The organism is Ruegeria sp. BE10 (assembly GCF_056538905.1).
Genome location: NZ_JBQFTX010000004.1, coordinates 143681 through 166265 on the forward strand (window position 1 = coordinate 143681; position 22585 = coordinate 166265).

Below are 22585 nucleotides of genomic sequence, written 5' to 3' on the forward strand. Positions count from 1 at the left end.
CGGTTACCCGCGCGAATGCGCTGCGGGATAGACGCCCAGCACTTCGACATTGGTGGTGAAATGCTCCAGCTCTTCCATAGCCAGCTGCACGTTGCGGTCTTCGGGGTGCCCGACGATATCGGCATAAAACTGGGTCGCGGTGAATGACCCGTCGACCATATAGCTTTCCAGCTTTGTCATGTTGATACCGTTGGTGGCAAAGCCGCCCATCGCTTTGTACAGCGCAGCCGGAATGTTGCGCACCTGAAACACGAAGCTGGTGATCATGCCATGCGGGCCGCGTCGGGACATGTCCGCCTGCCGCGACATAACCAGGAACCGCGTGGTGTTGTTGTCCTGATCTTCGATGTGACGGGCCAGCACGTTCAGCCCATAGATTTCGCCCGCCAGCTCACTGGCCAGTGCCGCAGAATGCAAATCACCTTGCTCCGAGACCTCACGCGCGGCGCGCGCGTTGTCGGGGCTGACGCGGCCGCGAATGTCGTGTTCTTTCAGAAAGCCTGCGCATTGCGGCAGTAGAACCAAATGCGAATGCGCCTCGGTGATATCTTCAAGCGTTGCCCCGGGGACGGCTAGCAGATTGATATGCACGCGTACGAAGGCCTCATCAATGATGTGCAGCCCACTATGGGGCAGCAGGCGGTGAATATCCGCCACCCGGCCATAGGTGGTGTTTTCGACCGGCAGCATCGCCAGATCAGCCTCGCCTGACCGAACCGATTCGATCACATCTTCGAAAGTACGGCAGGGCAGGGCCTCCATATCGGGGCGTGCATTGCGGCAGGCCTCGTGGCTATAGGCGCCTGGTTCTCCCTGAAATGCGATACGATTGCTCATTTGGTCGATTCCGTGCAACAAGTTCTAGAATTGGGCGTTTAGTCGCGGTGTCTATACCTTGCCTCTTGCAAGGGGAAGCCTTAGACACCCCGCAGACAGCTGAAATGGACTCGCGATCAATGTTCGACACGATGACAGTTACCAAGGCCGCCGCAGGCCTGTTTGGCACCTTCCTGGTGCTTCTTCTGGCCAAATGGGGTGCCGAAGTTCTTTACCATGCGGATGGGCATGGCGAGACAGCCTCTTACATTATCGAAACCGAAAGCGCTGGTGAAAGCGCCGACGGTGAAGAGGTGGTCTTCGAAGATATGCTGGCCGCCGCCGATCCGGAAAAAGGCGCCCGTGTCTTCCGAAAATGCACCGCCTGCCACAAGCTGGAGGACGGCGCAAACGGTACCGGCCCCTACTTGTACGGTGTCGTAGATCGCCCGGTTGCATCAGCCAACGGCTTCACCGGCTATTCAGCCTCGATGCAGGCCCATGGAGGCAATTGGACTCCCGAAGCGCTGGATGCGTTCCTCGAGCGCCCAAGTGCTTACATCTCGGGTACTTCGATGAGCTTTGCAGGCCTCAAAAAACCGCAAGAGCGCGCCGATCTGATCGCGTATCTGCAGACCATCGGCAATTGATCGTTTGATCAAAGCATGATTTTCTAAGCCGCTGCCTCGCGCAGCGGCTTTTTTTTGCCTAAGAAAAACTTCACAAAGTGTTCACGCATTCTAAACTTGAACCTGACAGTGCTGGTCATTTAGCTGGCGCGAACAAGATAAAAGACACAACGACCCAGAGGATGAGCAAAATGATATCCAATCGACTTACTGCACAGGCGCGCTCGGTGGATATTAAGGGTTGGTCGCACGCTTTGATGTTCGGGTTGATTGTGGTCATGCTGACCTCGGCGCAGCTTTTTGCGGAAGAAAAGATAATCAAAAGCCACGGATTTTCGGAATTCGGCGATCTGAAATACCCCGAAGGTTTCGCTCATTTCGACTATGTGAACCCCGAGGCCCCGCGCGGGGGAGAGCTATCTTATGCCGCACAAGGTACGTTCTCTAGCTTGAACCCGTTTACGCGGAAAGGGCGCGCGGGTGCGCGGTCTGCTGACCAATACGAAACCCTGCTGGTTCCATCCTATGATGAGCCCGCGGCCTATTACGGGTTGCTGGCCGAAAGCCTGGAATACCCCGAAAGTCAGGATTGGGTTATTTTCAACATGCGGCCCGAGGCCCGGTTTTCCGACGGCAGCCCCGTGACAGCCGAGGATGTTGTGTTTTCCCACAATCTGCTGCTGGATCAGGGGCTGAAATCTTATGCAGATGCGGTGCGCAAACGTATCCCACGCGCCGAGGCGCTGGATGAACATAGGGTCAAATTCTATTTCGCACCGGATATCTCGCGCCGGGCACTGATCTCGCAGGTGGGCGGAACGCCGGTGTTTTCCAAAGCCTGGTTCGAAGCAGACCCGGAAAACCGGCGTCTGGATGAACCGCGTTTGGTTCAGGGGGTTGGATCGGCCCCCTATGTTCTGGACAGCTATGACATCAACCGGCGCATCATTTACAAGCGCAACCCCGATTATTGGGGCGATCACGTCAACGTAAACGTGGGTCGCAACAACTATGACACCATCCGGATCGAGTACTTCAGTGACTCGATTGCCGCGATGGAGGGATTCAAGGCAGGCACGTTCACGTTGCGGCAGGAAAACAACTCGAAAAGCTGGGCGACCGCCTATGATTTTCCGGCCATTGCGAACGGCTCAGTCATTCGGGACGAGTTGGCGAATGGAAACGTGCCATCTGCGTCGGGCTTCATCATGAATCTTGATCGCCCACAGTTGCAGGATCCGCGTGTTCGCGAAGCCATCCAGCTTGGTTATAATTTCGAATGGACCAACGAAAGCCTGCAGTACGGGTTGTTCCAACAGCGCAGTTCGTTCTGGGAAGGCACGCACCTTGAGGCGACTGGCCTGCCCGAAGGGCGTGAATTGGAGGTGCTGCAAAGCCTCGGCGATGCGTTGGACCCGGACGTTCTGACCGAGGAACCGGTCAGCGCCCATGAATCGCGCCCGGCGCGTCAGAACGACCGTCGCAACCTGCGCGCGGCGATGAAGCTGTTGGACGAGGCCGGTTGGCTGGTTGGTGATGACGGCATTCGCCGGAACGACAAGGGCGAAGTGTTGTCGATCGAGTTTTTGTCGGACCAGCCGACGCTGGATCGCATTGTTCAGCCCTTTGTCGACAACCTGCGGGCAATGGGTATCGACGCGCTGTATAACCGGGTGGACAATGCCCAGTTCACGCTGCGCCGCCGGGATCGGGATTTTGACATGATCGTCGGCGGGTATCCGAAATCACTGCAGCCTTCGACTGGCCTGTATCAGCAATTCGGGACCGAGGCGGCCTCGTATTCCGTATTCAATCCGTCGGGTGCGCATGGTCCCGATATTGAACCATTGATCGACAACATCGTTGCCGCCACCGAAAGCGAGGAGCTTTTCGCCAATGTCCGCGCGTTGGACCGTGTTCTGCGGGCCAAGCGGATCATGGTTCCAACATGGTATCTGGGCAAATATTGGGTCGCGTATTGGGACATGTACGAATACCCGGAAAACCTGCCACCCTATGCGTTGGGCGTGGAAGACCTGTGGTGGATCAACGCCGAGAAAGAAGCCGAGTTGAAATCCTCGGGCGCGTTGAGGTAATCCGCCCCCATGGGAGCATATATTCTAAGACGCCTGTTGCTGGTCATCCCCACATTGCTTGGGATCATGATCGTCAATTTCACGCTGGTTCAGTTTGTCCCAGGTGGTCCGATTGAACAGATGATCGCCCAGATGCAAGGGGGCGGTGACGTGTTCGAAGGCATCGCAGGCGGCGGCAGCGATATCGAGCAGCAAACCAGCAGCGTGAATGACCGCTATATCGGCGCGCGCGGATTGCCGCCCGAATTTATCGAAGAGTTGGAAAAGGAATTTGGATTCGACAAACCTCCGGTCGAACGGTTCCTTGACATGTTGGGCAACTACATGACGCTGGACTTCGGCGAGAGTTATTTTCGCTCGATCAGCGTGATTGATCTAGTGCTGGAAAAAATGCCCGTTTCGATCTCGCTGGGCCTGTGGTCCACATTGATTGCCTATCTGGTGTCGATCCCACTGGGTATTCGCAAGGCGGTCAAGGATGGTTCAAAGTTCGATACCTGGACCAGTGGCACCATCATTGTGGCTTATGCTATTCCTGGGTTCCTGTTTGCGATCCTGCTGCTGGTGCTGTTTGCCGGTGGGTCCTACTGGCAAATCTTCCCGCTGCGGGGGCTGACCTCGGACAATTGGGACAGCCTTAGCCTGATCGGCAAGATCGCGGATTATTTCTGGCACATCACACTACCGGTCATTGCCCTGACGATTTCCGCCTTTGCGACGCTGACGCTGCTTACCAAAAACTCGTTTCTGGATGAGATCAAAAAGCAATATGTCATGACCGCTCGCGCAAAAGGTTTGAGCGAGGGCAGGGTGCTGTATGGCCACGTGTTCCGCAATGCCATGCTGATCGTGATCGCAGGCTTCCCGGCGGTATTCATTGGCGTCTTCTTCGGAAGTTCGATCATCATCGAGACGATCTTCTCACTCGATGGTCTGGGCCGTCTGGGGTTCGAGGCGGCAGTCGCACGCGACTACCCGGTGATCTTTGGCACGCTGTTCATCTTTGGCCTGATGGGTCTTGTCGTCGGTATCGTCAGCGATCTGATGTATGTGCTGGTCGACCCGCGCATCGATTTCGAAAAGCGGGAGGGGTAAATGGCGCTTTCCCCCCTCAATCAGCGCCGGTGGCGTAATTTCCGGCGCAATGGCCGGGCTTTTTGGTCGCTGATCATCTTCTCGGTACTGTTCGGTATCTCGCTGTTTGCCGAGTTCATCGCGAACGACAAGCCGATCCTGGTGAAATATCGGGGTGAGCTTTATACGCCGATCTTCAATTTTTACCCGGAAACTGAATTCGGCGGGGATTTCCAAACCGAAGCAATCTATCGCGATCCCGAGGTGCAGTGTCTGATCGACAGCGGCGGGCTTGAGGAGTGTTTCGACGATCCAGAAGGGATCATTGACGAAATCAAAGACGGGACCTTTCAGGCCGAGGGGTTTGAACGCGGTTGGGCGATCTGGCCGCTGATTCCATACTCCTTCAACACCAGTGTGGATCGTCCAGGGGCCGCACCGCTGCCGCCCAATGGGCAGAACCTGTTGGGAACCGATGACACCAAGCGCGATGTGTTGGCTCGGGTCATCTATGGCTTCCGCTTGTCGATCCTGTTCACATTGATGGTCACAGGGGCCGCCAGCCTGATTGGCATTTTCGCCGGTGCAATTCAGGGCTTTTTCGGCGGCTGGTTGGATTTGGTCTTTCAGCGCATCATCGAGATCTGGTCGGCCACCCCATCGCTGTACGTGATCATCATCATGTTCGCCATTCTGGGTCGAAGTTTCTGGCTGCTGGTGGCGTTGATGATCCTGTTCAGTTGGACCGGATTGGTCGGCGTCGTTAGGGCTGAGTTCCTGCGGGCGCGCAATCTGGAATACGTTCGTGCGGCGCGGGCGTTGGGCGTCGGAAACATGACCATCATGTTCCGTCATATGCTGCCCAATGCGATGGTTGCGACGCTGACATTCATGCCCTTCATCGTCACTGGCACCATTGGCGGATTGGCCTCGCTGGACTTCTTGGGCTTTGGCTTGCCGTCTTCGGCGCCGTCGCTGGGGGAATTGACCTTGCAGGCGAAACAAAACCTGCAGGCACCTTGGCTGGCCTTCACTGCGTTCTTCACCTTTGCCATCATGCTATCGCTGCTGGTCTTCATCTTTGAAGGCGTTCGCGATGCGTTTGATCCCAGAAAGACCTTCTCATGAGCCTTTTGGATGTGAACAACCTCAAGGTCTCGTTCAAGCAGGACGGGCAGGTGAGCGCGGCGGTCAAAGGTGTTTCGTTCACCGTGGACCGGGGGGAAACCGTCGCACTTGTGGGGGAATCCGGATCAGGCAAGTCGGTTACGGCATTGTCCACCGTGTCGTTGCTGGGGGACAGTGCGATCGTCGAAGGTTCGGTCACCTATGACGGTGATGAGATGATCGGCGCCTCGCAAGACAAGCTGATGGACGTGCGCGGCAATGATATCAGCTTTATTTTTCAAGAGCCGATGACCTCGTTGAACCCGCTGCACACAATCCAAAAGCAGATGGCAGAATCGCTGGCCCTGCACCAGGGTCTGAGCGGAGATGCGGCACGCACACGTATTGTCGAACTGCTGACCAAGGTGGGGATTCGTGATCCGCAGGATCGGTTGGACAGCTATCCACACCAGTTGTCCGGCGGGCAGCGGCAGCGGGTCATGATCGCAATGGCGCTGGCCAACAAGCCCGACATTCTGATCGCGGATGAACCGACAACTGCCCTGGACGTGACCATTCAGGCTCAGATTCTGGAGTTGTTGGCCGAGCTGCAAAAGTCAGAGAATATGGGGATGCTGTTCATCACCCATGATCTGGGAATTGTGCGGCGCATCGCCGACCGGGTTTGCGTGATGAAGGATGGTGAGATCGTCGAGACCGGCGCCACTGCCGAGATCTTCAACAACCCGCAGCACCCCTATACGCAGAAACTGCTGGGGGCCGAGCCCTCGGGTCATCCCGACCCCGTCGCCCCCGAGGCCGAAGAGGTCGCCCGTACCGATCACCTGAAGGTCTGGTTCCCGATCCAGCGCGGGTTTTTGAAACGGACCGTGGGCCATGTGAAGGCAGTGAACGACGCCACGCTTAGCGTGCGCGCGGGCGAGACGGTAGGCATTGTCGGTGAAAGCGGGTCTGGTAAGACGACGCTGGCGCTGGCGATCATGCGCCTGATTGCGTCCGAAGGCGCCATCACTTTCCGCGAACAGGACGTGCGCCGCTGGTCCACGCGAGAGTTGCGGCGGTTGCGCAAAGACATGCAGATCGTGTTCCAGGACCCGTTTGGCAGCCTTAGCCCGCGGATGACCTGCATGCAGATCATTGCCGAGGGCTTGGCGATCCATAAGGTCGACCCCCACCGTGCCCCGCGCGAATTGGTGGCCGAGGTGATGACCGAAGTGGGGTTGGACCCGGCGGCAATGGACCGATACCCGCATGAATTCTCGGGCGGACAGCGTCAGCGTATCGCGATAGCGCGCGCCATGGTGTTGCGGCCCAAGCTACTGGTACTGGACGAACCGACCAGCGCGCTGGACATGACGGTGCAGGTGCAGATCGTTGATCTTTTGCGCAATCTTCAGCGGAAATACGGGCTGGCCTATCTGTTCATCAGCCACGACCTGAAGGTGGTCCGGGCGATGTCTCACAAGGTGATTGTCATGCGGAACGGAGATGTCATCGAAATGGGTGCGGCTGAAGATTTGTTCGAAAATGCTCAGACAGATTATACCCGTGAACTGATTGCGGCAGCGGGGTAGGGTGAGTTCCTACCCGCGCGGCAAAGGGTTATAGACCCAGATCTTTCTTCAATTTGTTGAACTTTCTCTGGTGCGGGTTGCCTCTGACTTGCGATCGGATACTGTGGCGATACCAGTTTGACTTCTCAGGGATAAACCTCTCCCAGATTGTTCCGTCCGGGGCTGTCACAAACTCCCAACATTCTTCGAAACGTTTGTATTGCCTCGCCCCGTTTTCGAACCAGTACCAGTCAGTCTCGTTACACAGTTTACCTCTGTTTGTGACGTACCATCGCCCAATGCCAACGGCGCCTTCTTTTTGCCCTATCCCCTGTAAGGTGCCGTTAGGAGCCCAATAGAACGACCCTCCAAGTCTCCAATTTGTTGTCTTGCCGGAATAGAGCTGAGCTATCGTTTGTGGGTCAGTGCGTTTTGCGCCTTTGGGTTTCCCCTTGGCAAGGCTTTCCCCGGCAGCCAGAAAAATGGCCGCGACTACAAATGTCGTCAGGACGGTTGTTGAATACGCCATAACTGCGGCTCCTCTTTAAATAACAAACCTGAAATGCGGGGCGGCCCTCCTGTGTATTCTCTGACCGGGGTGCCGGTCAGAGGTTTTTTGAGAATTTCACTGTGCGTTGGCGGCCTCGCGCGCTGCACTTTTCGGAAGTGGTCCGCGCAGCTCTTCATAGTGATCAAAGTTCAGCTTGACCCAACCGGTGCCACGTGTGGCACTGGCGAGGGTTCGGTGCAACTCGTCCTCGGCCACGGCGGGCAATTGGGCGTTGAAGATCTCCCAGCCTGAGGCGTTGGGATTACCTTCAAAGCCCAGAACCTGGCCTTGCAGCGAACTTATGGTCGGAACCAGATCGCCTACAAAATCCGACGGCAGGTGGATTTCGGCACTCAGGATCGGCTGCAGGACCACTGGTTTGGCCTGTGGCAGGGCTTCACGCACAGCATTCTTGCCTGCGGTACGGAAGGCATAGTCCGAGCTGTCCACGTTGTGGTGCTTGCCATCGCTAAGCGTGACTTTCACATCCACCACTGGAAAGCCCTCGGGCCCCTGCACCAACGCATCCTTGGCGCCGTGCTCGACCGATGGAATATAGTTCTTGGGCACCGCGCCCCCCTTTACGATTTCCTCGAACTGGAACCCCGAACCCCGCGGCATTGGCGCAACCGAGATTACTACGTCTGCGAACTGTCCAGCCCCACCAGATTGTTTGCGGTGGCGGTGACGGTGTTCGACGGGTGCGCGAATGGTTTCGCGATAAGCGGTCTCGACCGCGTCGGCAGTAATCTCGATCCCGAAATCCTCATCTAGTTTGGCGGTGACACGACGCATGTGTTGCGGACCTTGTGAACCCAGAATTGCATGACCGCTAAGTTCGTCCTGTTCCAAATGCAGGCCGGGGTCGATCTCGACCAGACGGGTCAGTGCGTTAGACAGGCGCACGTCGTCTCGCTCATGGGTGGGCGACACGATCTGACGATGCGCTGCCGGGTGCGAGCCGGCCCATTCGGGCAGAGGTGTCGCCGAAGAACTGTCATAGAGATTGCCGGGATTTAGGTGATCGGATTTCACGGCGAGCCCAATTTGCCCAGCTGGTAGCTCGGCAATCTGCGTCTTGGCGTCCAGCGTAGTCAGGTTGCCGACGGTTTCGCCGCCCAGATTCTCATGCGCTTTCACACCTGCGCCCAGCCCGCGCAGAACGACGATCTTGCCGATATGTTTTTTTACATCCGCGAAGCCAGCGATCGCGCGGGCGTTTTCTGCCGCTTCGTCGCGCCCGGCGGCTATGTCAAACTCCGGGGCCTCGTGCCGCAGGGCTTTCATCAAACGAGTCAGCCCGTTTCCATGGCTGGCCGCGCCCAAACAGGCGGGTATCAACTGGTGGTTCTGCAGCACTTGTGCGGCCAGATCGTAAACCTCGGCGCTGGGCGGTTGCTTGTCTTCGATCAATTGCTCAAGCAAGTTGTCGTCGAAATCTGACAAGGTTTCCAACAATTCCGTGCGGGCCTCCTGTTCGCGGTCCTCGACCGATTGCGGCAATTCAATTAGGGCTGAGGGCTGGCCTTCCTGATATTTCCAAGCCCGCTCCGAGATCAGATCAACCGCACCGACGATCGTGTCGCCCTCGCGGATCGGCACCTGGCGCAGGGCGATGTGGTGGGTGCAATAGGTCTGCAACGCCGCAATGATGTCGCGAATCCGGCCATTGGGGTTGTCCATACGGTTGATGAACAGGAAGCAGGGAATGCCAGCCTCTTCGACCAGTCGCAGATATGGGGCGCACAGAACGGCGGCCAGCGGGTCGGGCGGCACGACCACCACGGCGGCGTCCGAGATTGCCATGGCAGGGCCGACATAGGCCAGATTATCGCCGCCGCCATCGACATCAATGGCGCACCAGGGTTCGTCTAAATAAGAAAAACCGTGCAAATGCACGGTTCCGGATACGTCGAATGTGGTGGACCGGCCGTCGAGGCGGCTGATGGCCTCGACCAGAGTGGTTTTGCCCGATTGGCTGGGGCCGAGGACGGTGAAAACGCGCATGGGTGCTGTCCCTCTTTCAAATTGCAGATCGGCTGCACGAAAGGGATAGCCTTACGCAAATGCGTTGGCGCGAACTGTCTGGTATTGGGCCTGCCTCGGTGCGGGCGGGTTCCGCCCGCCCTGCAAGTGTGGAAAAAACCGACCCGCCGCGTCAAGCCCTGACCTGCCTTGATGTCAGATTGCCGAACTGTGGCCGGCCAAGCTCAGGTCATAGGCGTCAAAGCTGCGGGCAATCATGCGGGTCAGCGGCCGGGCCTCGGGCGGGATGAACAAGCCATCTTCGGTGATCCGCAGCAGGCCGTCAAAGGCTGTATTGGCAGCCTGATACATAGCTTGCAACTCTGGCCCGGTGATGTCGTGATTGCCCAGAACCTCGGCTGTATTGATCTGGAAATCGCACATCAGCGCTTCGATCAGCCGGGCGCGCAGAACGTCCTGCCCTTTGAACAAGTGCCCGCGTGAGGTCGAGAACCGCCCTTCGCGAATCGCCTTGGTATGGGCAGATGTTGCGGGCGCATTCTGGGCATAGCCTTGCGGAAAGCGCGAGATAGAGCTGGCACCAACCCCGATCAGAACCTCGGCCTGATCGTCGGTATAGCCCTGGAAGTTCCGCTTTAACCGCCCGGCCTTGAGCGCATGGGTCAGGCCGTCATCCTGCGTGGCGAAATGGTCAATGCCGATCTCGGCATAGTCATCCCACATGAACAGGCGGCGGGCGGTGTCGAACAGATCAAGACGTTCTTCGGGGGTCGGCAGGGCATCTGAGGGGATCAGTTGCTGCCGCTTGGCCATCCATGGCACATGGGCATAACCGTATAGCGCGACACGATCCGGGCTGAGCGACAGAAGTTTCTGCACGCTTTCCGTCATCCGCAATTTGGTCTGGTGCGGCAGGCCATACAGGATATCCGCATTCAGGCTGCTGATCCCACGGGCGCGGATCATGTCCACGGCTTTGCGTGTGACGTCATAGCTTTGGATACGCCCGATGGTCTTCTGAATTTCGTCGTCGAAATCCTGCACCCCGATCGAGGCGCGGTTCATCCCGGCCTCGGCCAATGCGTCCAGACGGGCCTCATCAATCTCGTTCGGGTCGATCTCGACCGAGAACTCGGCATTCGGGCCCAGCGGTACGACATCCAGAATCCGCGCGGCCAGATCCCGCATCAGATCCGGGTTCAACAGGGTTGGCGTGCCGCCACCCCAATGCAGGCGCGACAGGGTAATGCCCTCGGGCAGGCGTTCAGCCAGCAGGTCAAGCTCGGCTTTCAGAACGTCCACATAGGCAATCACCGGGTTGTCGGTTTGGGTGCCTTGCGTGCGGCAGGCGCAGAACCAGCACAGCCTGCGGCAGAACGGGACATGGATGTACAACGACACCTCGCTGCCCGGCTTCAGGCCGGAAATCCAGTCGGAATAAAGGCTTGACCCCACGTCATTGCTGAAGTGGGGGGCGGTGGGATAGCTTGTATAACGCGGGACTTTCGCGTCAAATAGTCCAAGCTTGGCCAATTGTGGTTTCACTATCATAGCGATAGCTTTAAGGGACGGAACGTCTAGATGCTTTGACCGAGATCAAGTGGAAACGTGCATGACACCGATACTCAAATTCGACCATACAAACTGCGGAGATTGCCCCATCCGGCATCGTGCAGTATGCGCCCACTGTGATGCGAACGAGCTGGTAGAGCTTGAAGGCATTAAATACTATCGCAGTTTTGAGGCGGGCCAGACGATCATCTGGTCGGGGGATCAGATGAATTTTGTGGGCTCTGTCGTGTCAGGCATCGCCTCGCTGACCCAGACAATGGAAGACGGTCGCACCCAGATGGTCGGCCTTTTGCTGCCCAGTGATTTCGTCGGGCGGCCAGGCCGCGATTCTGCGCCATATGATGTGCTGGCAACAACCGATCTGGTCATGTGTTGTTTTCGCAAGAAGCCGTTCGAAGACTTGATGAGCAATACCCCGCATATTGCACACCGGCTGTTGCAAATGACGCTGGACGAGCTGGACGCCGCGCGCGAGTGGATGTTGGTGCTGGGGCGCAAGACTGCGCGAGAAAAGATTGCCAGCCTGCTGTCGATTATCGCCCGGCGCGATGCGTCGATCAATCAAAAGGGAAACACGGGGCCGATCGTGTTTGACCTTCCGCTAACCCGCGAGGCGATGGCGGACTACCTTGGGCTGACGCTGGAAACAGTCAGTCGGCAGATCTCGGCCCTGAAAAAGGATCAGGTCATCACGTTGGAAGGCAAACGCCACGTGACGATTCCGGATATGGGCCGCCTGATGGAAGAGGCAGGCGACGACTCGGATGGAGGTTTTCTGGTCTGACACGCTTGCAGCGTGACTGGATCGGCTGGCCATGTTTAACTGGGGTCATTTGAAGCAGACCTCAGGAGTAAGTCATGGGATTCAGTAGCATTCTGGCGATGCTGTTCATCGGCGCGATCGCCGGGTGGCTGTCGGGCAAGATCATGGAAGGCCGCGGCTTTGGCCTGATTGGCAATATCATCGTCGGCATTGTAGGCGCGTTTTTGGCCGGTTTGATCTTTCCCGCGCTGGGCTTTGCTGTTGGAGGCGGTGTCCTTTCAACTATTTTCTTCGCCACCATCGGTGCGATCATCCTTCTGTTTCTGATCGGATTGGTGAAAAGGTAAAAACCGCCCCAAGGGGCGGTTTTCTGTAACAGCCTATACTAGTGAGCCAGGAACACCGGTACCGTGGCTTGTTCCAACATGTTCCGTGTCGCGCCGCCCAAAATGGCCTCGCGGAACCGCGAGTGTCCGTAGGCTCCCATCACGATCATGTCTGCCTCGGTATCTGCGGCGTGGCGGTTCAGGATATCGGATACCCGCGTCATGGTCTTGCTCAGCACGTCGATTTCGCATTTCACGCCATGGCGGGCCAGCATCTGCGACAGCATCCCACCAGGGTCCGAGCGGTCGGGGCCGTGGCGCGGCGGATCAATCACGACGATGCGCACCAGATCGGCTTGCGTCAGAAACGGCAGGGCGCGGCGGATGGCCCGCATGGCCTCGACGCTCTCGTTCCAGCCGATCAGGATGTTGCCCGGTCGTGCGAACGGGGTTGCATCGTCAGGAACGACTAGAACAGGCGCGTGACCTTCGAACATGGCAGCTTCGACAATGGGTTCGGCCTCGGCGTCGCGGTCAGGTCCGTAAGGTTGCGGGAGAATGACAAGATCGGAAAACCGCGCGCGGTGCGCCACGTGGCGCCCGATATCCGAGATCTGGGCAACACCGCTTTCGGCGGACCAGCGGATTCCAGTCTTGCCCAGATAGTCTTTGGCATAGGCCAGCACCTCTTCGGCTTCGGCATTCGCGCGGCTCAGTGTTTCCTGGAGTATCAGGGCGTTTGCGCCGGCGTAGTAATATCCCGTCTGGCTGCGGTCGACGCCCAGACACAAAGCCTCGGCATGCGCGTCTTGCGAAGCAGTCAGAGCGGCCATCTGGGCCAGAGGCGCGTCACTGTGGTTCGTGTCTGTCATCACCGTGAGAAGAGATTTGTATGCCATTTTGACCTCTTGTCTTTCAGGCTCATGTACCTGCGGCCCTATGGCCCAGTTGTCAGTTTACGATTGTCACAGAAATCAGTGTATTGTCTTGACACAGATCAAAGTAATTCTGGCCGCCGTTCGACAAAACGGCAACCAGTCAAAAGGGTCCTGCGATATACAAGAATCACGTGGGGCATGGCAAAGGGACGCAATATGTCAAATTACATCAAGCTGATCGTGCTTGGTCTGGTTGTGGTGTTCACTGCGATCGGGTCCAACTATGCACGCGATTTGGCGTATCAGGTGCATTCGATTCTGGTGATGCTGATCGCCGGTGGTTTGTTCATCTGGACGCTTAGAAACACCGACGAGCCAGATATTCTTGTAGACCGTTCGGGTGAATACATGGATGGCGTGATCCGCTATGGCGTGATCGCAACTGCCTTTTGGGGCGTGGTCGGGTTCCTTGCAGGGACTTTCATCGCGTTTCAGCTGGCTTTTCCAGCGCTGAACTTCGAATGGGCGCAGGGTTATCTGAACTTTGGTCGTTTGCGTCCGCTGCACACATCGGCGGTGATCTTTGCCTTTGGCGGTAACGCCTTGATTGCAACCTCGTTCTATGTGGTACAGCGCACCAGCGCCGCGCGTCTGTGGGGCGGCAATCTGGCGTGGTTCGTGTTCTGGGGCTATCAGCTGTTCATTGTACTGGCAGCGACCGGCTACGTTCTGGGTGGCACTCAGTCCAAAGAATATGCCGAGCCTGAATGGTATGTAGACCTTTGGCTGACCATTGTGTGGGTTGCCTATCTGGCCGTTTTCCTTGGAACGATCGTCAGGCGGAAGGAACCCCACATCTATGTGGCGAACTGGTTCTATCTGGCGTTCATCGTGACTGTCGCCATGCTGCATCTGGTCAACAACATGACCATCCCGGTCAGCATCTGGGGCTCGAAATCGGTTATCGTCTGGTCTGGTGTGCAGGATGCCATGATCCAGTGGTGGTACGGCCACAACGCTGTGGGTTTCTTCCTGACCGCGGGTTTCCTGGGAATGATGTATTACTTCATCCCGAAACAGGCCGAGCGTCCGGTATTCAGCTATAAGCTGTCGATCATCCACTTCTGGGCTCTGATCTTCCTGTATATCTGGGCCGGTCCGCACCACCTGCATTATACCGCGTTGCCTGACTGGGCTTCGACGCTGGGCATGGTGTTCTCAATCGTGCTGTGGATGCCGTCATGGGGTGGAATGATCAACGGTCTGATGACCCTGTCGGGTGCATGGGACAAGCTGCGCACTGACCCGGTTATTCGGATGATGGTCATCTCGGTCGGCTTCTACGGCATGTCCACCTTTGAAGGCCCGATGATGTCGATCCGTGCGGTGAACTCGCTGTCGCACTACACCGACTGGACCATCGGTCACGTGCATTCGGGCGCGCTGGGCTGGAACGGCATGATCACTTTTGGTGCGCTGTACTTCTTGGTGCCTGTCCTGTGGAAGCGTGAGCGTCTGTATTCGCTGCAGATGGTCAGCTGGCACTTCTGGCTCGCTACCATCGGCATCGTGCTTTACGCCGCGTCGATGTGGGTCACCGGCATCATGGAAGGTCTGATGTGGCGTGAAGTGGATGCCAACGGCTTCCTGGTGAACTCGTTCGCCGACACCGTGGCTGCCAAGTTCCCGATGTATGTGGTGCGTGCTTTGGGTGGCGTGATGTTCGTCGCTGGCTCGCTGATCATGTGCTACAACCTGTGGATGACTGTGCGGAAAGCGCCGGCCAAAGAGGCCAGCCTGTCCGTCGCGGTCCCGGCTGAATAAGGAGGGCCGGAGCAATGGCAATTCTCGACAAACATAAGATCCTCGAGACCAACGCGACCCTCCTGCTGATCTTCAGCTTTCTGGTCGTGACCATCGGTGGCATCGTACAAATCACCCCGCTGTTCTATCTTGAGAACACCATCGAGAAGGTAGAGGGCATGCGCCCATACACCCCCCTCGAATTGGCCGGGCGTGACATCTACATCCGCGAAGGGTGCTATGTCTGCCACAGTCAAATGATCCGCCCGATGCGGGACGAAGTTGAGCGCTATGGTCACTACTCGCTGGCGGCTGAATCGATGTATGATCACCCATTCCAGTGGGGCTCCAAGCGTACCGGGCCAGATATTGCTCGTGTCGGTGGCCGTTATTCGGACCAGTGGCAGGTGGACCACCTGCGTGATCCGCAATCGGTGGTGCCTGAATCGGTGATGCCGAAATATGGCTTCCTCGAGCATCGGAAGATCGACGGTAAGTATATCGGTGATGTCATGGCTGCCAACTCTGTGGTCGGCACGCCGTACACAGACGAGATGCTCGAGCAGGCACAGGCGGATTTCCGGGCGCAGGCGGATCCGGACAGCGACTATGACGGATTGCTGGAACGCTATGGCGACAAGGTCAATGTCCGCAATTTCGATGGTCAATCTGAGTTGACCGAGATGGATGCGCTCGTTGCTTACCTTCAGATGCTGGGCACGTTGGTTGATTTCTCGACCTTCACCCCGGACGCTAGCCGATAACAGGAGGGTGTGATGGAAGAATATACTCTCTTACGGCAGTTCGCGGATAGCTGGATGTTACTTGTGCTGTTTGCCTTCTTTGTCGGCATCGTGATCTGGGTTTTCCGCCCCGGTGCCAGCAAAGAATACAAGGATACCGCCAACATCCCATTCCGGCATCAAGATAAACCCGCCGAAGTCAAGGAGGCGAGGAAATGAGCAAAACACCTGAAAAACAGCCGGGTGATCCGAATACCACCGGCCACAGCTGGGACGGAATTGAGGAATTTGACAATCCGATGCCGCGCTGGTGGCTGTGGGTCTTGTACGCAACCATTGTTTGGGGCGTGATCTATACGATCATGTATCCGGCTTGGCCGTTGGTTCGGTCTGCAACGGCTGGTGTCATGGGATGGTCTTCCCGAGCACTTGTGCAGGAAGAGATGATCTCGTTCGAGGAGGCCAATGCGCCGTGGAACACCAAGCTGATTGAAACGCCGCTGGAGGATATCTCGAAAGATGCCGAGTTGCAGCAATACGCGGTGAACGCAGGCGGTGCGGTGTTCCGTACCTGGTGTGCGCAGTGTCACGGCTCGGGGGCGCAGGGTGCGCCGGGTTTCCCGAACTTGCTGGACGATGCCTGGCTGTGGGGAGGGTCGCTTGAGGATATCGAGATGACCGTTGCCTATGGTATTCGCAACGAAGAAAGCGACGATGCGCGCTATTCCGAGATGCCGGCCTTTGGCGAGATTCTGGAACAGGACGAAATCACTCAGGTGGTGCAGTATGTCATGTCGCTGACCAACGCTCAGACTGATGATGCGGCGGCGCAGGCGGGCAAAGTTGTTTTCGAGGACAACTGCGCAGCATGTCATGGCGAAGACGGCACCGGTGATATCACTCAGGGCGCACCGAACCTGACCGATGCAATCTGGCTTTATGGCGGCAGCGAAGAGGCTTTGACCGAAACGGTCACCAACAGCCGCTTTGGCGTGATGCCATCCTGGGAAAACCGTCTGACCGACGCGCAGATTCGCGCGGTCACAGCTTATGTCCACCAATTGGGTGGCGGTCAGTAACGGCAAAAGAATACCTTCGGACGGTTCGCCGCCCGAAGGTTAGGCACCGGCTGTTCCATCTGTTCGCGCGTTTCCTGAACAGCCGGTGCTACAAGTTCAGATTAGTTCTCTGTTTTGATCGGGTCCAGAGGGCCCGTCATTTCGCACGGGAACGTGTGACGCGCGTGGTTCTCTTCCACCAATTGTCCTCGGGGCGGTGTTCGCGGTTTTGCGGTGTCGTTAGCCCATCCGTGTGGGTGGCGACCATGAATGTACGTGCAAGAATCGATAGCATCTGATCTCTCCTTAAGTTGGGTCTGATTGCACTCAGGATTGATGTTTTGCGAGGAATATGCGACTCAATTGCCATTGGGTAATGTAATCTAGACTTACATATGAACTGGATGACAATGCCACCCCTTGCATCGCTGAAGGCTTTTCATGCCTTTGCGGAAGCAGGAAATGTGGTGCAGGCCGGGGTCCTGTTAAATGTCAGCCACGCTGCCATCAGCCAGCAATTGCGCGCGTTGGAAAAACACCTTGGGGTGACCCTGCTGGACCGCAGCGGTAAGTCCATGACGTTGACGGTCGAGGGTGAAAAGCTGGCCCGCGCCTTACATCTGGGTTTTGGCGCGATCGGGGCAGCCATAGCGGATCTGACGCATATCGCCGAAGACCGCCCGGTTCATGTATCCTTGACGGCATCTTTTGCCGCGTCCTGGCTGATGCCCCGCTTGCCGGCGTTTCAGGCCGAGTATCCTGATATACCCCTGGCACTGGACCCTTCGCCTGATCTTGCCAGTCTGCGTCCGGGTGGTGTGGATGTGGCGATCCGATACGGGGATGGATACTGGCAGGGGGTGAATGCAGAGCCTCTGTTGCAAAGTCCGATCGTGATAGTTGCTGCGCCGTCGCTACTGGGAGGCCGGGAAACCATTACGCCGGATGAGCTTAGCCAACTGCCTTGGTTGGAAGAGCTTGGAACTACAGAGGCAACATCGTGGCTGGCCCGCCGCGGGGTTGAACACGGCCCGCGGGCTGGGCGAATCTTGTTGCCCGGCAATCTGGTTCTTGAGGGGCTGCGCGCTGGTCAGGGTGTGACATTCACGGCGCGACATTTTGTTGAAGCTGATATTCAGGCGGGTCGCATCATCGAGTTGTTTTGCGAACCTGACGCGCGTGGATACCACATTGTGACAGGGGATGCGCCACTGCGCCCGGCTGTCAAAATTTTTGTTAGCTGGCTCAGGCGGCAAGCTGGTATGGTGTGACAAAAGGTGTCTGCGTGATGCGCTTTTGACCCATGTCAAAGTGACTGCTTTTGTGATCTGGAAAAAGACGCCTAAAAGACAGCCACATCTGGAGCCTGCTTGTGAGCGATTCCGACCCTGCCCCCAGCCTTTACGCTGCAAGGGAGCCGATCTTTCCCCGGCGCGTGTCCGGGCCATTTCGAAACCTGAAATGGATCATCCTCGCGGTTACGCTTGGCATCTATTATGTAACGCCCTGGATCAGATGGGACCGCGGCCCCAGCCTGCCGGATCAGGCGGTGCTGCTGGATCTGGCGAACCGGCGTTTTTACTTCTTCTGGATCGAAATCTGGCCGCATGAATTTTATTTCGTGGCAGGCCTGTTGATCATGGCCGGTCTGGGCCTGTTTCTGTTTACTTCTGCGCTGGGGCGCGTGTGGTGTGGCTATGCTTGCCCGCAGACGGTGTGGACGGACCTGTTCATTCTGGTTGAGCGCTGGATCGAAGGCGATCGCAACGCCCGATTGCGACTGCACCGGCAGGAAAAGCTGGATTTCCGCAAGGCGCGCCTGCGTATCACGAAATGGACAGCGTGGTTTCTGATCGGTCTGGCAACCGGCGGGGCCTGGGTGTTCTATTTTGCCGATGCCCCTACGCTGATGCGGGATCTGGTCACTGGAAACGCTCATCCGGTTGCCTATACAACGGTCCTGATCTTAACAGGTACGACGTTCTTTTTCGGCGGCTTCGCCCGCGAGCAGATTTGCATTTATGCTTGCCCGTGGCCGCGTATTCAGGCCGCTATGATGGACGAGGACACTCTGGTCGTCGGGTACCGCGAATGGCGGGGCGAACCGCGCGGCAAGGGTAAGCGTACTGCCGATTCCGAGCTGGGCGACTGCATCGACTGCATGGCTTGCGTGAATGTTTGCCCGGTTGGGATCGACATTCGCGACGGGCAGCAGATGGAATGCATAACCTGCGCGCTGTGCATCGACGCTTGCGATGACATGATGGCCAAGATCGGCAAGCCGCGTGGCCTGATCGACTATATGGCGCTGAGCGACGAAGCTCATGAACGGGCAGGCGAGCAACCCATCAACGTCTGGAAACACATCCTGCGTCCGCGGACGATCCTGTATACGGCTTTGTGGACCCTGGTTGGCCTTGCGCTGTTGTTTGCACTGTTTATCCGGTCCGATATTGATCTGACCGTGGCGCCCGTGCGCAACCCGACCTTTGTCACTTTGTCCGACGGAACAATCCGCAATACCTATGACGTGCGCCTGCGCAACAAGCATGGTGAGGACCGGGCGTTCCAATTGTCCCTCGCGGGTGATCCGGCCTTGCAGATCCAGATCGAGGGAATCGAAGGTGAGATTGTCAATGTCACGGCAGATACGGCACAATTGACCCGCGTGTACATCGTTTCTGCGGGCGACACCGGGCCGGCGGCTGCGGATGCAACTTCGGTGCGCATCTGGGTCGAGGATCTGGAAAGCGGTGAACGCGCCTATAAAGACACCACTTTCAACGGACGAGGGAACTAGTATGGCCGAGCGTCAATTTACCGGTAAGCACGCTCTGGCCATTTTCGTCGCCGCGTTCGGTGTGATTATCGCCGTAAACCTCGTACTGGCCTATAGCGCGGTCAAAACCTTTCCGGGGCTTGAGGTCAAAAACTCTTATGTCGCCAGTCAGGAGTTCAACGACCGTCTGAAGGAACATCAGGCGCTGGGTTGGACCATTCGTGCCGAAATGACTGGCGGCTTGTTGATCCTGCATATCACTGACAAAACCGGAGCTCCGGTCGAAGTGGCCGAGTTGCAGGCGGTTGTGGGTCGCGCCACCCATGTCGAAGATGATTTCTCGCCCGAATTTATCTTTGACGGTCAGGCCTATGCAACGCCGGTATCGTTGGGCAAAGGCAACTGGAACATACGGCTGGTTGCCAAGGATAGCGCGGGTGCAGAGTTTGCCCAGCGTGTGCCGTTGTACGTAAAAGGGTGATGGGATGACGACGCAGTTCACATCCGGCACTGCGGCCTGCCCCGGTTGTATCGCCAGCCCGGCGGAACCGGTGCGGCCCATCCCGCAGGATGCTCAGATTGCGTTGTCGTTGCCGGGCATTCATTGCTCGGCTTGTATTGCCACGGTCGAACGGGAACTGAACGCCTATCCGGGGGTCGAGGACGCGCGGGTGAACCTGACACTCAAGCGGGCGATGGTCAAAGCGTCGCCTGATCTGCGTGCAGCCGATCTTATTCCTGTATTGGAACGGGCGGGCTATGAGGCGTACGAGCTGGACCCAGGTTCGTTGTCAGCGACGCAGGCCAATAAGGCCGGTCGCGATCTGTTGATGCGGCTGGCGGTGGCCGGTTTCGCTTCGATGAACGTGATGCTGCTGTCGGTGTCGGTCTGGTCGGGCGCATCGGATGCCACGCGCGATATGTTCCACTGGATTTCCGCGGCCATTGCGTTGCCAGCCATAGCCTTTTCGGCGCAGCCCTTTTTTGCCAACGCCTGGAGCGCCCTGCGGGTCAAACGCCTGAACATGGATGTTCCGATTGTTTTAGCCATCCTGCTGGCGTTGATCACATCGCTTTGGGAAACCGCGCTCAGCGGCAAGCACGCTTATTTCGATGCCGCGCTGACGCTGACCTTCTTCCTGTTGGCAGGCCGGTATCTGGATTACCGCACCCGCGATGCTGCCCGATCCGCGGCCGAAGAACTGACCGCACTAGAAGTACCGCGCGCCATCCGCCTGGTCGAGGGTGCCGAGGAAGAAGTGGCTGTAGCCACCCTTGCAGTTGGCGATCTGATCCTTGTCCGGCCCGGTGGGCGTATGCCGGTGGACGGCGAAATTGTGTCGGGGCAGTCAGAGCTTGATCGGTCTCTGTTGACCGGGGAAACCCTGCCTGTTTTTGCGCAAGCGGGCATGGCAGTCAGCGCTGGTGAGGTTAATCTGACTGGCCCCCTGACCATTCGGGCGACAGCGGTGGGTGAGGATACGTCGCTGCACCGTATGGCCGATCTGGTCGCCATCGCTGAATCGGGCCGGTCGCGCTATACCTCATTGGCGGACAAGGCAGCCAAGCTTTATGCGCCAGGTGTACACATCCTAGCGGCGCTCAGCTTTCTGGGTTGGTACATCTATTCCGGTGATATCCGAACAGCGCTGAACATTGCGGCTGCGGTGCTGATCATCACCTGCCCCTGTGCGCTGGGGCTGGCGGTGCCTGCGGTGACAACAGCAGCCTCGGGGCGATTGTTCCGCAAGGGGATGCTGATCAAACATTCCACGGCTCTGGAACGTCTGGCCGAGGTGGATACGGTGGTGTTCGACAAAACCGGTACGCTGACCTCGGGTACACCCGAACTGATCAACCTGGGCGATCATGCCCGCGCTGATCTTGAAGTGGCCTTGGCGCTGTCCGAGGCATCCTCGCACCCGCTATCCGTTGCATTGACCACCGCGGCACGCGATGCGGGGGTCAAACCGGCCCGTCTGAAAGATATCACCGAAGTTCCGGGTTACGGCACCGAAGGCACCTATCGAGATCAGCGCGTGCGTCTGGGCCGGGCAGCGTGGACCGGTGCGCAAGAGGGTGATCAGACCGCAGCATGGTTGTCCGTCGCAGGGCAGGCGCCTGTGTGCTTCCAGTATTCGGACAGTCTGCGCCCCGGCGCGGCCGAGGCGGTTCAAGCCTTCCGCGACGCAGGCAAAGAGGTCATCCTGATTTCGGGTGACACAGAAGGCGCGGTTCAGGCGCTGGCTGAAAAGTTGGGGATCGAACACTGGGTCGCGCAGGCTTTGCCGCAAGAAAAAGCCGCGCGTGTGCAGGAGCTGAGCGATCAGGGCCGACATGTTCTAATGGTCGGCGACGGTCTGAACGATACCGCCGCGCTGGCAGCGGCGCATGTGTCGATCTCGCCCGCATCGGCGCTGGACGCGGCGCGGGTGGCCTCGGATATCGTGCTGTTGGGTAATGATCTGGCCCCAATTGCCGATGCCTGTGATACGGCCGTGAAGGCGACCAAACGGATTCGCGAGAACTTTCGTATTGCCACCGTTTACAATATCATCGCGGTGCCGCTGGCGGTGGCCGGTCTGGCCACGCCCTTGATTGCGGCGCTGGCGATGTCGACCTCGTCCATCACCGTGTCCCTGAACGCCCTGCGTCTGAGGTAGCTGCTATGGAAGTTTTGGCCTATCTGATTCCGATTTCCCTGTTTTTGGGCGGGGTTGGACTTGTGGCCTTTGTGTATACCGTCCGCTCGAACCAATATGACGACCCCGAGGGTGACTCTCGGCGCATCCTGAGTGATGAATGGGACGACAAGCCCAAGCCCTGACACA

At 57.7% G+C, this 22585-nt stretch carries 22 protein-coding genes; 16 read left to right on the top strand and 6 right to left on the bottom strand.

Translation table 11 applies throughout. The features are described from left to right. Window positions 1-3: 3 nt before the first annotated feature. Window positions 4-837, bottom strand: coding sequence for a prephenate dehydratase (locus ACR0M2_RS11085; RefSeq protein WP_170350990.1), 834 nt, complete (start codon window positions 835-837; stop codon window positions 4-6). 119 nt (window positions 838-956) lie between these two features. On the opposite strand from ACR0M2_RS11085, the gene ACR0M2_RS11090 reads away from it, so the two are divergent. The 5 genes from ACR0M2_RS11090 (at window position 957) to ACR0M2_RS11110 (ending at window position 7317) form a co-directional block, all read left to right on the top strand. Continuing rightward, complete coding sequence (locus ACR0M2_RS11090; RefSeq protein WP_170351131.1) at window positions 957-1466, top strand: c-type cytochrome; 510 nt, start codon at window positions 957-959, stop codon at window positions 1464-1466. Window positions 1467-1702: 236 nt separating this feature from the next. Then, a complete protein-coding gene (locus tag ACR0M2_RS11095) occupies window positions 1703-3541 on the top strand; it encodes an extracellular solute-binding protein (RefSeq protein WP_480705312.1) in 1839 nt (612 codons plus the stop codon). Between the two features lie 9 nt (window positions 3542-3550). Continuing rightward, window positions 3551-4636, top strand: coding sequence for a microcin C ABC transporter permease YejB (locus tag ACR0M2_RS11100; protein ID WP_170350988.1), 1086 nt, complete (start codon window positions 3551-3553; stop codon window positions 4634-4636). Beyond that, the gene (locus ACR0M2_RS11105; protein ID WP_170362297.1) at window positions 4637-5743 is read left to right on the top strand and encodes an ABC transporter permease; all 1107 of its coding nucleotides are present in this window, start codon (window positions 4637-4639) and stop codon (window positions 5741-5743) included. Beyond that, complete coding sequence (locus tag ACR0M2_RS11110; protein WP_170378372.1) at window positions 5740-7317, top strand: ABC transporter ATP-binding protein; 1578 nt, start codon at window positions 5740-5742, stop codon at window positions 7315-7317. The genes ACR0M2_RS11105 and ACR0M2_RS11110 overlap by 4 nt, the downstream gene beginning before the upstream one ends. 28 nt (window positions 7318-7345) lie before the next feature. Here the strand turns inward: ACR0M2_RS11110 and ACR0M2_RS11115 are convergent, their stop codons facing one another. The 3 genes from ACR0M2_RS11115 to hemN form a co-directional block, all read right to left on the bottom strand. Next, window positions 7346-7825 carry a DUF995 domain-containing protein gene (locus ACR0M2_RS11115; RefSeq protein ID WP_170350985.1) on the bottom strand — a complete coding sequence of 160 codons (480 nt, stop codon included), beginning with the start codon at window positions 7823-7825 and terminating at the stop codon, window positions 7346-7348. Window positions 7826-7921: 96 nt separating this feature from the next. Further along, window positions 7922-9853, bottom strand: a complete 1932-nt coding sequence (locus ACR0M2_RS11120; protein WP_170378373.1) for an elongation factor G — start codon at window positions 9851-9853, stop codon at window positions 7922-7924. Window positions 9854-10027: 174 nt separating this feature from the next. Further along, window positions 10028-11383 carry an oxygen-independent coproporphyrinogen III oxidase gene (gene hemN / locus ACR0M2_RS11125; protein WP_170350983.1) on the bottom strand — a complete coding sequence of 452 codons (1356 nt, stop codon included), beginning with the start codon at window positions 11381-11383 and terminating at the stop codon, window positions 10028-10030. 61 nt (window positions 11384-11444) lie between these two features. Here hemN and fnrL point away from each other — a divergent pair, with 61 nt between their 5' ends. Continuing rightward, window positions 11445-12188: a transcriptional regulator FnrL gene (fnrL, locus tag ACR0M2_RS11130; protein ID WP_170350982.1), complete on the top strand. Its 744-nt coding sequence runs from the start codon at window positions 11445-11447 to the stop codon at window positions 12186-12188. Between the two features lie 74 nt (window positions 12189-12262). After that, window positions 12263-12514, top strand: a complete 252-nt coding sequence (locus ACR0M2_RS11135) for a GlsB/YeaQ/YmgE family stress response membrane protein (protein WP_170378377.1) — start codon at window positions 12263-12265, stop codon at window positions 12512-12514. A gap of 38 nt (window positions 12515-12552) precedes the next feature. Here ACR0M2_RS11135 and ACR0M2_RS11140 read toward each other — a convergent pair whose 3' ends face one another. Then, complete coding sequence (locus ACR0M2_RS11140; RefSeq protein ID WP_170350980.1) at window positions 12553-13392, bottom strand: universal stress protein; 840 nt, start codon at window positions 13390-13392, stop codon at window positions 12553-12555. Between the two features lie 195 nt (window positions 13393-13587). Here ACR0M2_RS11140 and ccoN point away from each other — a divergent pair, with 195 nt between their 5' ends. The 4 genes from ccoN to ccoP are packed head-to-tail and all read left to right on the top strand — an operon-like array spanning window position 13588 to window position 16996. Then, window positions 13588-15195: a cytochrome-c oxidase, cbb3-type subunit I gene (gene ccoN, locus ACR0M2_RS11145; protein WP_170398376.1), complete on the top strand. Its 1608-nt coding sequence runs from the start codon at window positions 13588-13590 to the stop codon at window positions 15193-15195. Window positions 15196-15209: 14 nt separating this feature from the next. Beyond that, window positions 15210-15938, top strand: coding sequence for a cytochrome-c oxidase, cbb3-type subunit II (gene ccoO, locus ACR0M2_RS11150; protein WP_170350978.1), 729 nt, complete (start codon window positions 15210-15212; stop codon window positions 15936-15938). Window positions 15939-15950: 12 nt separating this feature from the next. Beyond that, window positions 15951-16136 carry a cbb3-type cytochrome c oxidase subunit 3 gene (locus ACR0M2_RS11155; protein ID WP_170350977.1) on the top strand — a complete coding sequence of 62 codons (186 nt, stop codon included), beginning with the start codon at window positions 15951-15953 and terminating at the stop codon, window positions 16134-16136. Next, window positions 16133-16996, top strand: a complete 864-nt coding sequence (ccoP, locus tag ACR0M2_RS11160; protein ID WP_170350976.1) for a cytochrome-c oxidase, cbb3-type subunit III — start codon at window positions 16133-16135, stop codon at window positions 16994-16996. The genes ACR0M2_RS11155 and ccoP overlap by 4 nt, the downstream gene beginning before the upstream one ends. A 136-nt stretch (window positions 16997-17132) precedes the next feature. On the opposite strand, the gene ACR0M2_RS11165 is transcribed toward ccoP, so the two are convergent. Beyond that, window positions 17133-17270 (bottom strand): hypothetical protein, encoded by a 138-nt coding sequence (locus tag ACR0M2_RS11165; RefSeq protein WP_170398381.1) that lies wholly within the window; start codon window positions 17268-17270, stop codon window positions 17133-17135. Window positions 17271-17370: 100 nt separating this feature from the next. Between ACR0M2_RS11165 and ACR0M2_RS11170 the strand changes: the two genes are divergently transcribed. From ACR0M2_RS11170 to ccoS, 5 genes are all read left to right on the top strand, one after another. Further along, window positions 17371-18246, top strand: a complete 876-nt coding sequence (locus tag ACR0M2_RS11170; protein WP_480705110.1) for a LysR family transcriptional regulator — start codon at window positions 17371-17373, stop codon at window positions 18244-18246. Window positions 18247-18347: 101 nt separating this feature from the next. After that, entirely contained in the window at window positions 18348-19775 is a 1428-nt protein-coding gene (gene ccoG, locus ACR0M2_RS11175) for a cytochrome c oxidase accessory protein CcoG (protein ID WP_425081849.1), read from the top strand. A 1-nt stretch (window position 19776) separates the two neighbouring features. Continuing rightward, window positions 19777-20235: a FixH family protein gene (locus tag ACR0M2_RS11180; protein WP_170413769.1), complete on the top strand. Its 459-nt coding sequence runs from the start codon at window positions 19777-19779 to the stop codon at window positions 20233-20235. Window positions 20236-20239: 4 nt separating this feature from the next. Beyond that, on the top strand, window positions 20240-22417 hold the full coding sequence (locus tag ACR0M2_RS11185) for a cation-translocating P-type ATPase (protein WP_480705112.1): 2178 nt from the start codon (window positions 20240-20242) through the stop codon (window positions 22415-22417). 5 nt (window positions 22418-22422) lie between these two features. Next, complete coding sequence (gene ccoS, locus ACR0M2_RS11190; protein ID WP_170350970.1) at window positions 22423-22581, top strand: cbb3-type cytochrome oxidase assembly protein CcoS; 159 nt, start codon at window positions 22423-22425, stop codon at window positions 22579-22581. The last annotated feature ends 4 nt before the right edge of the window (window positions 22582-22585 follow it).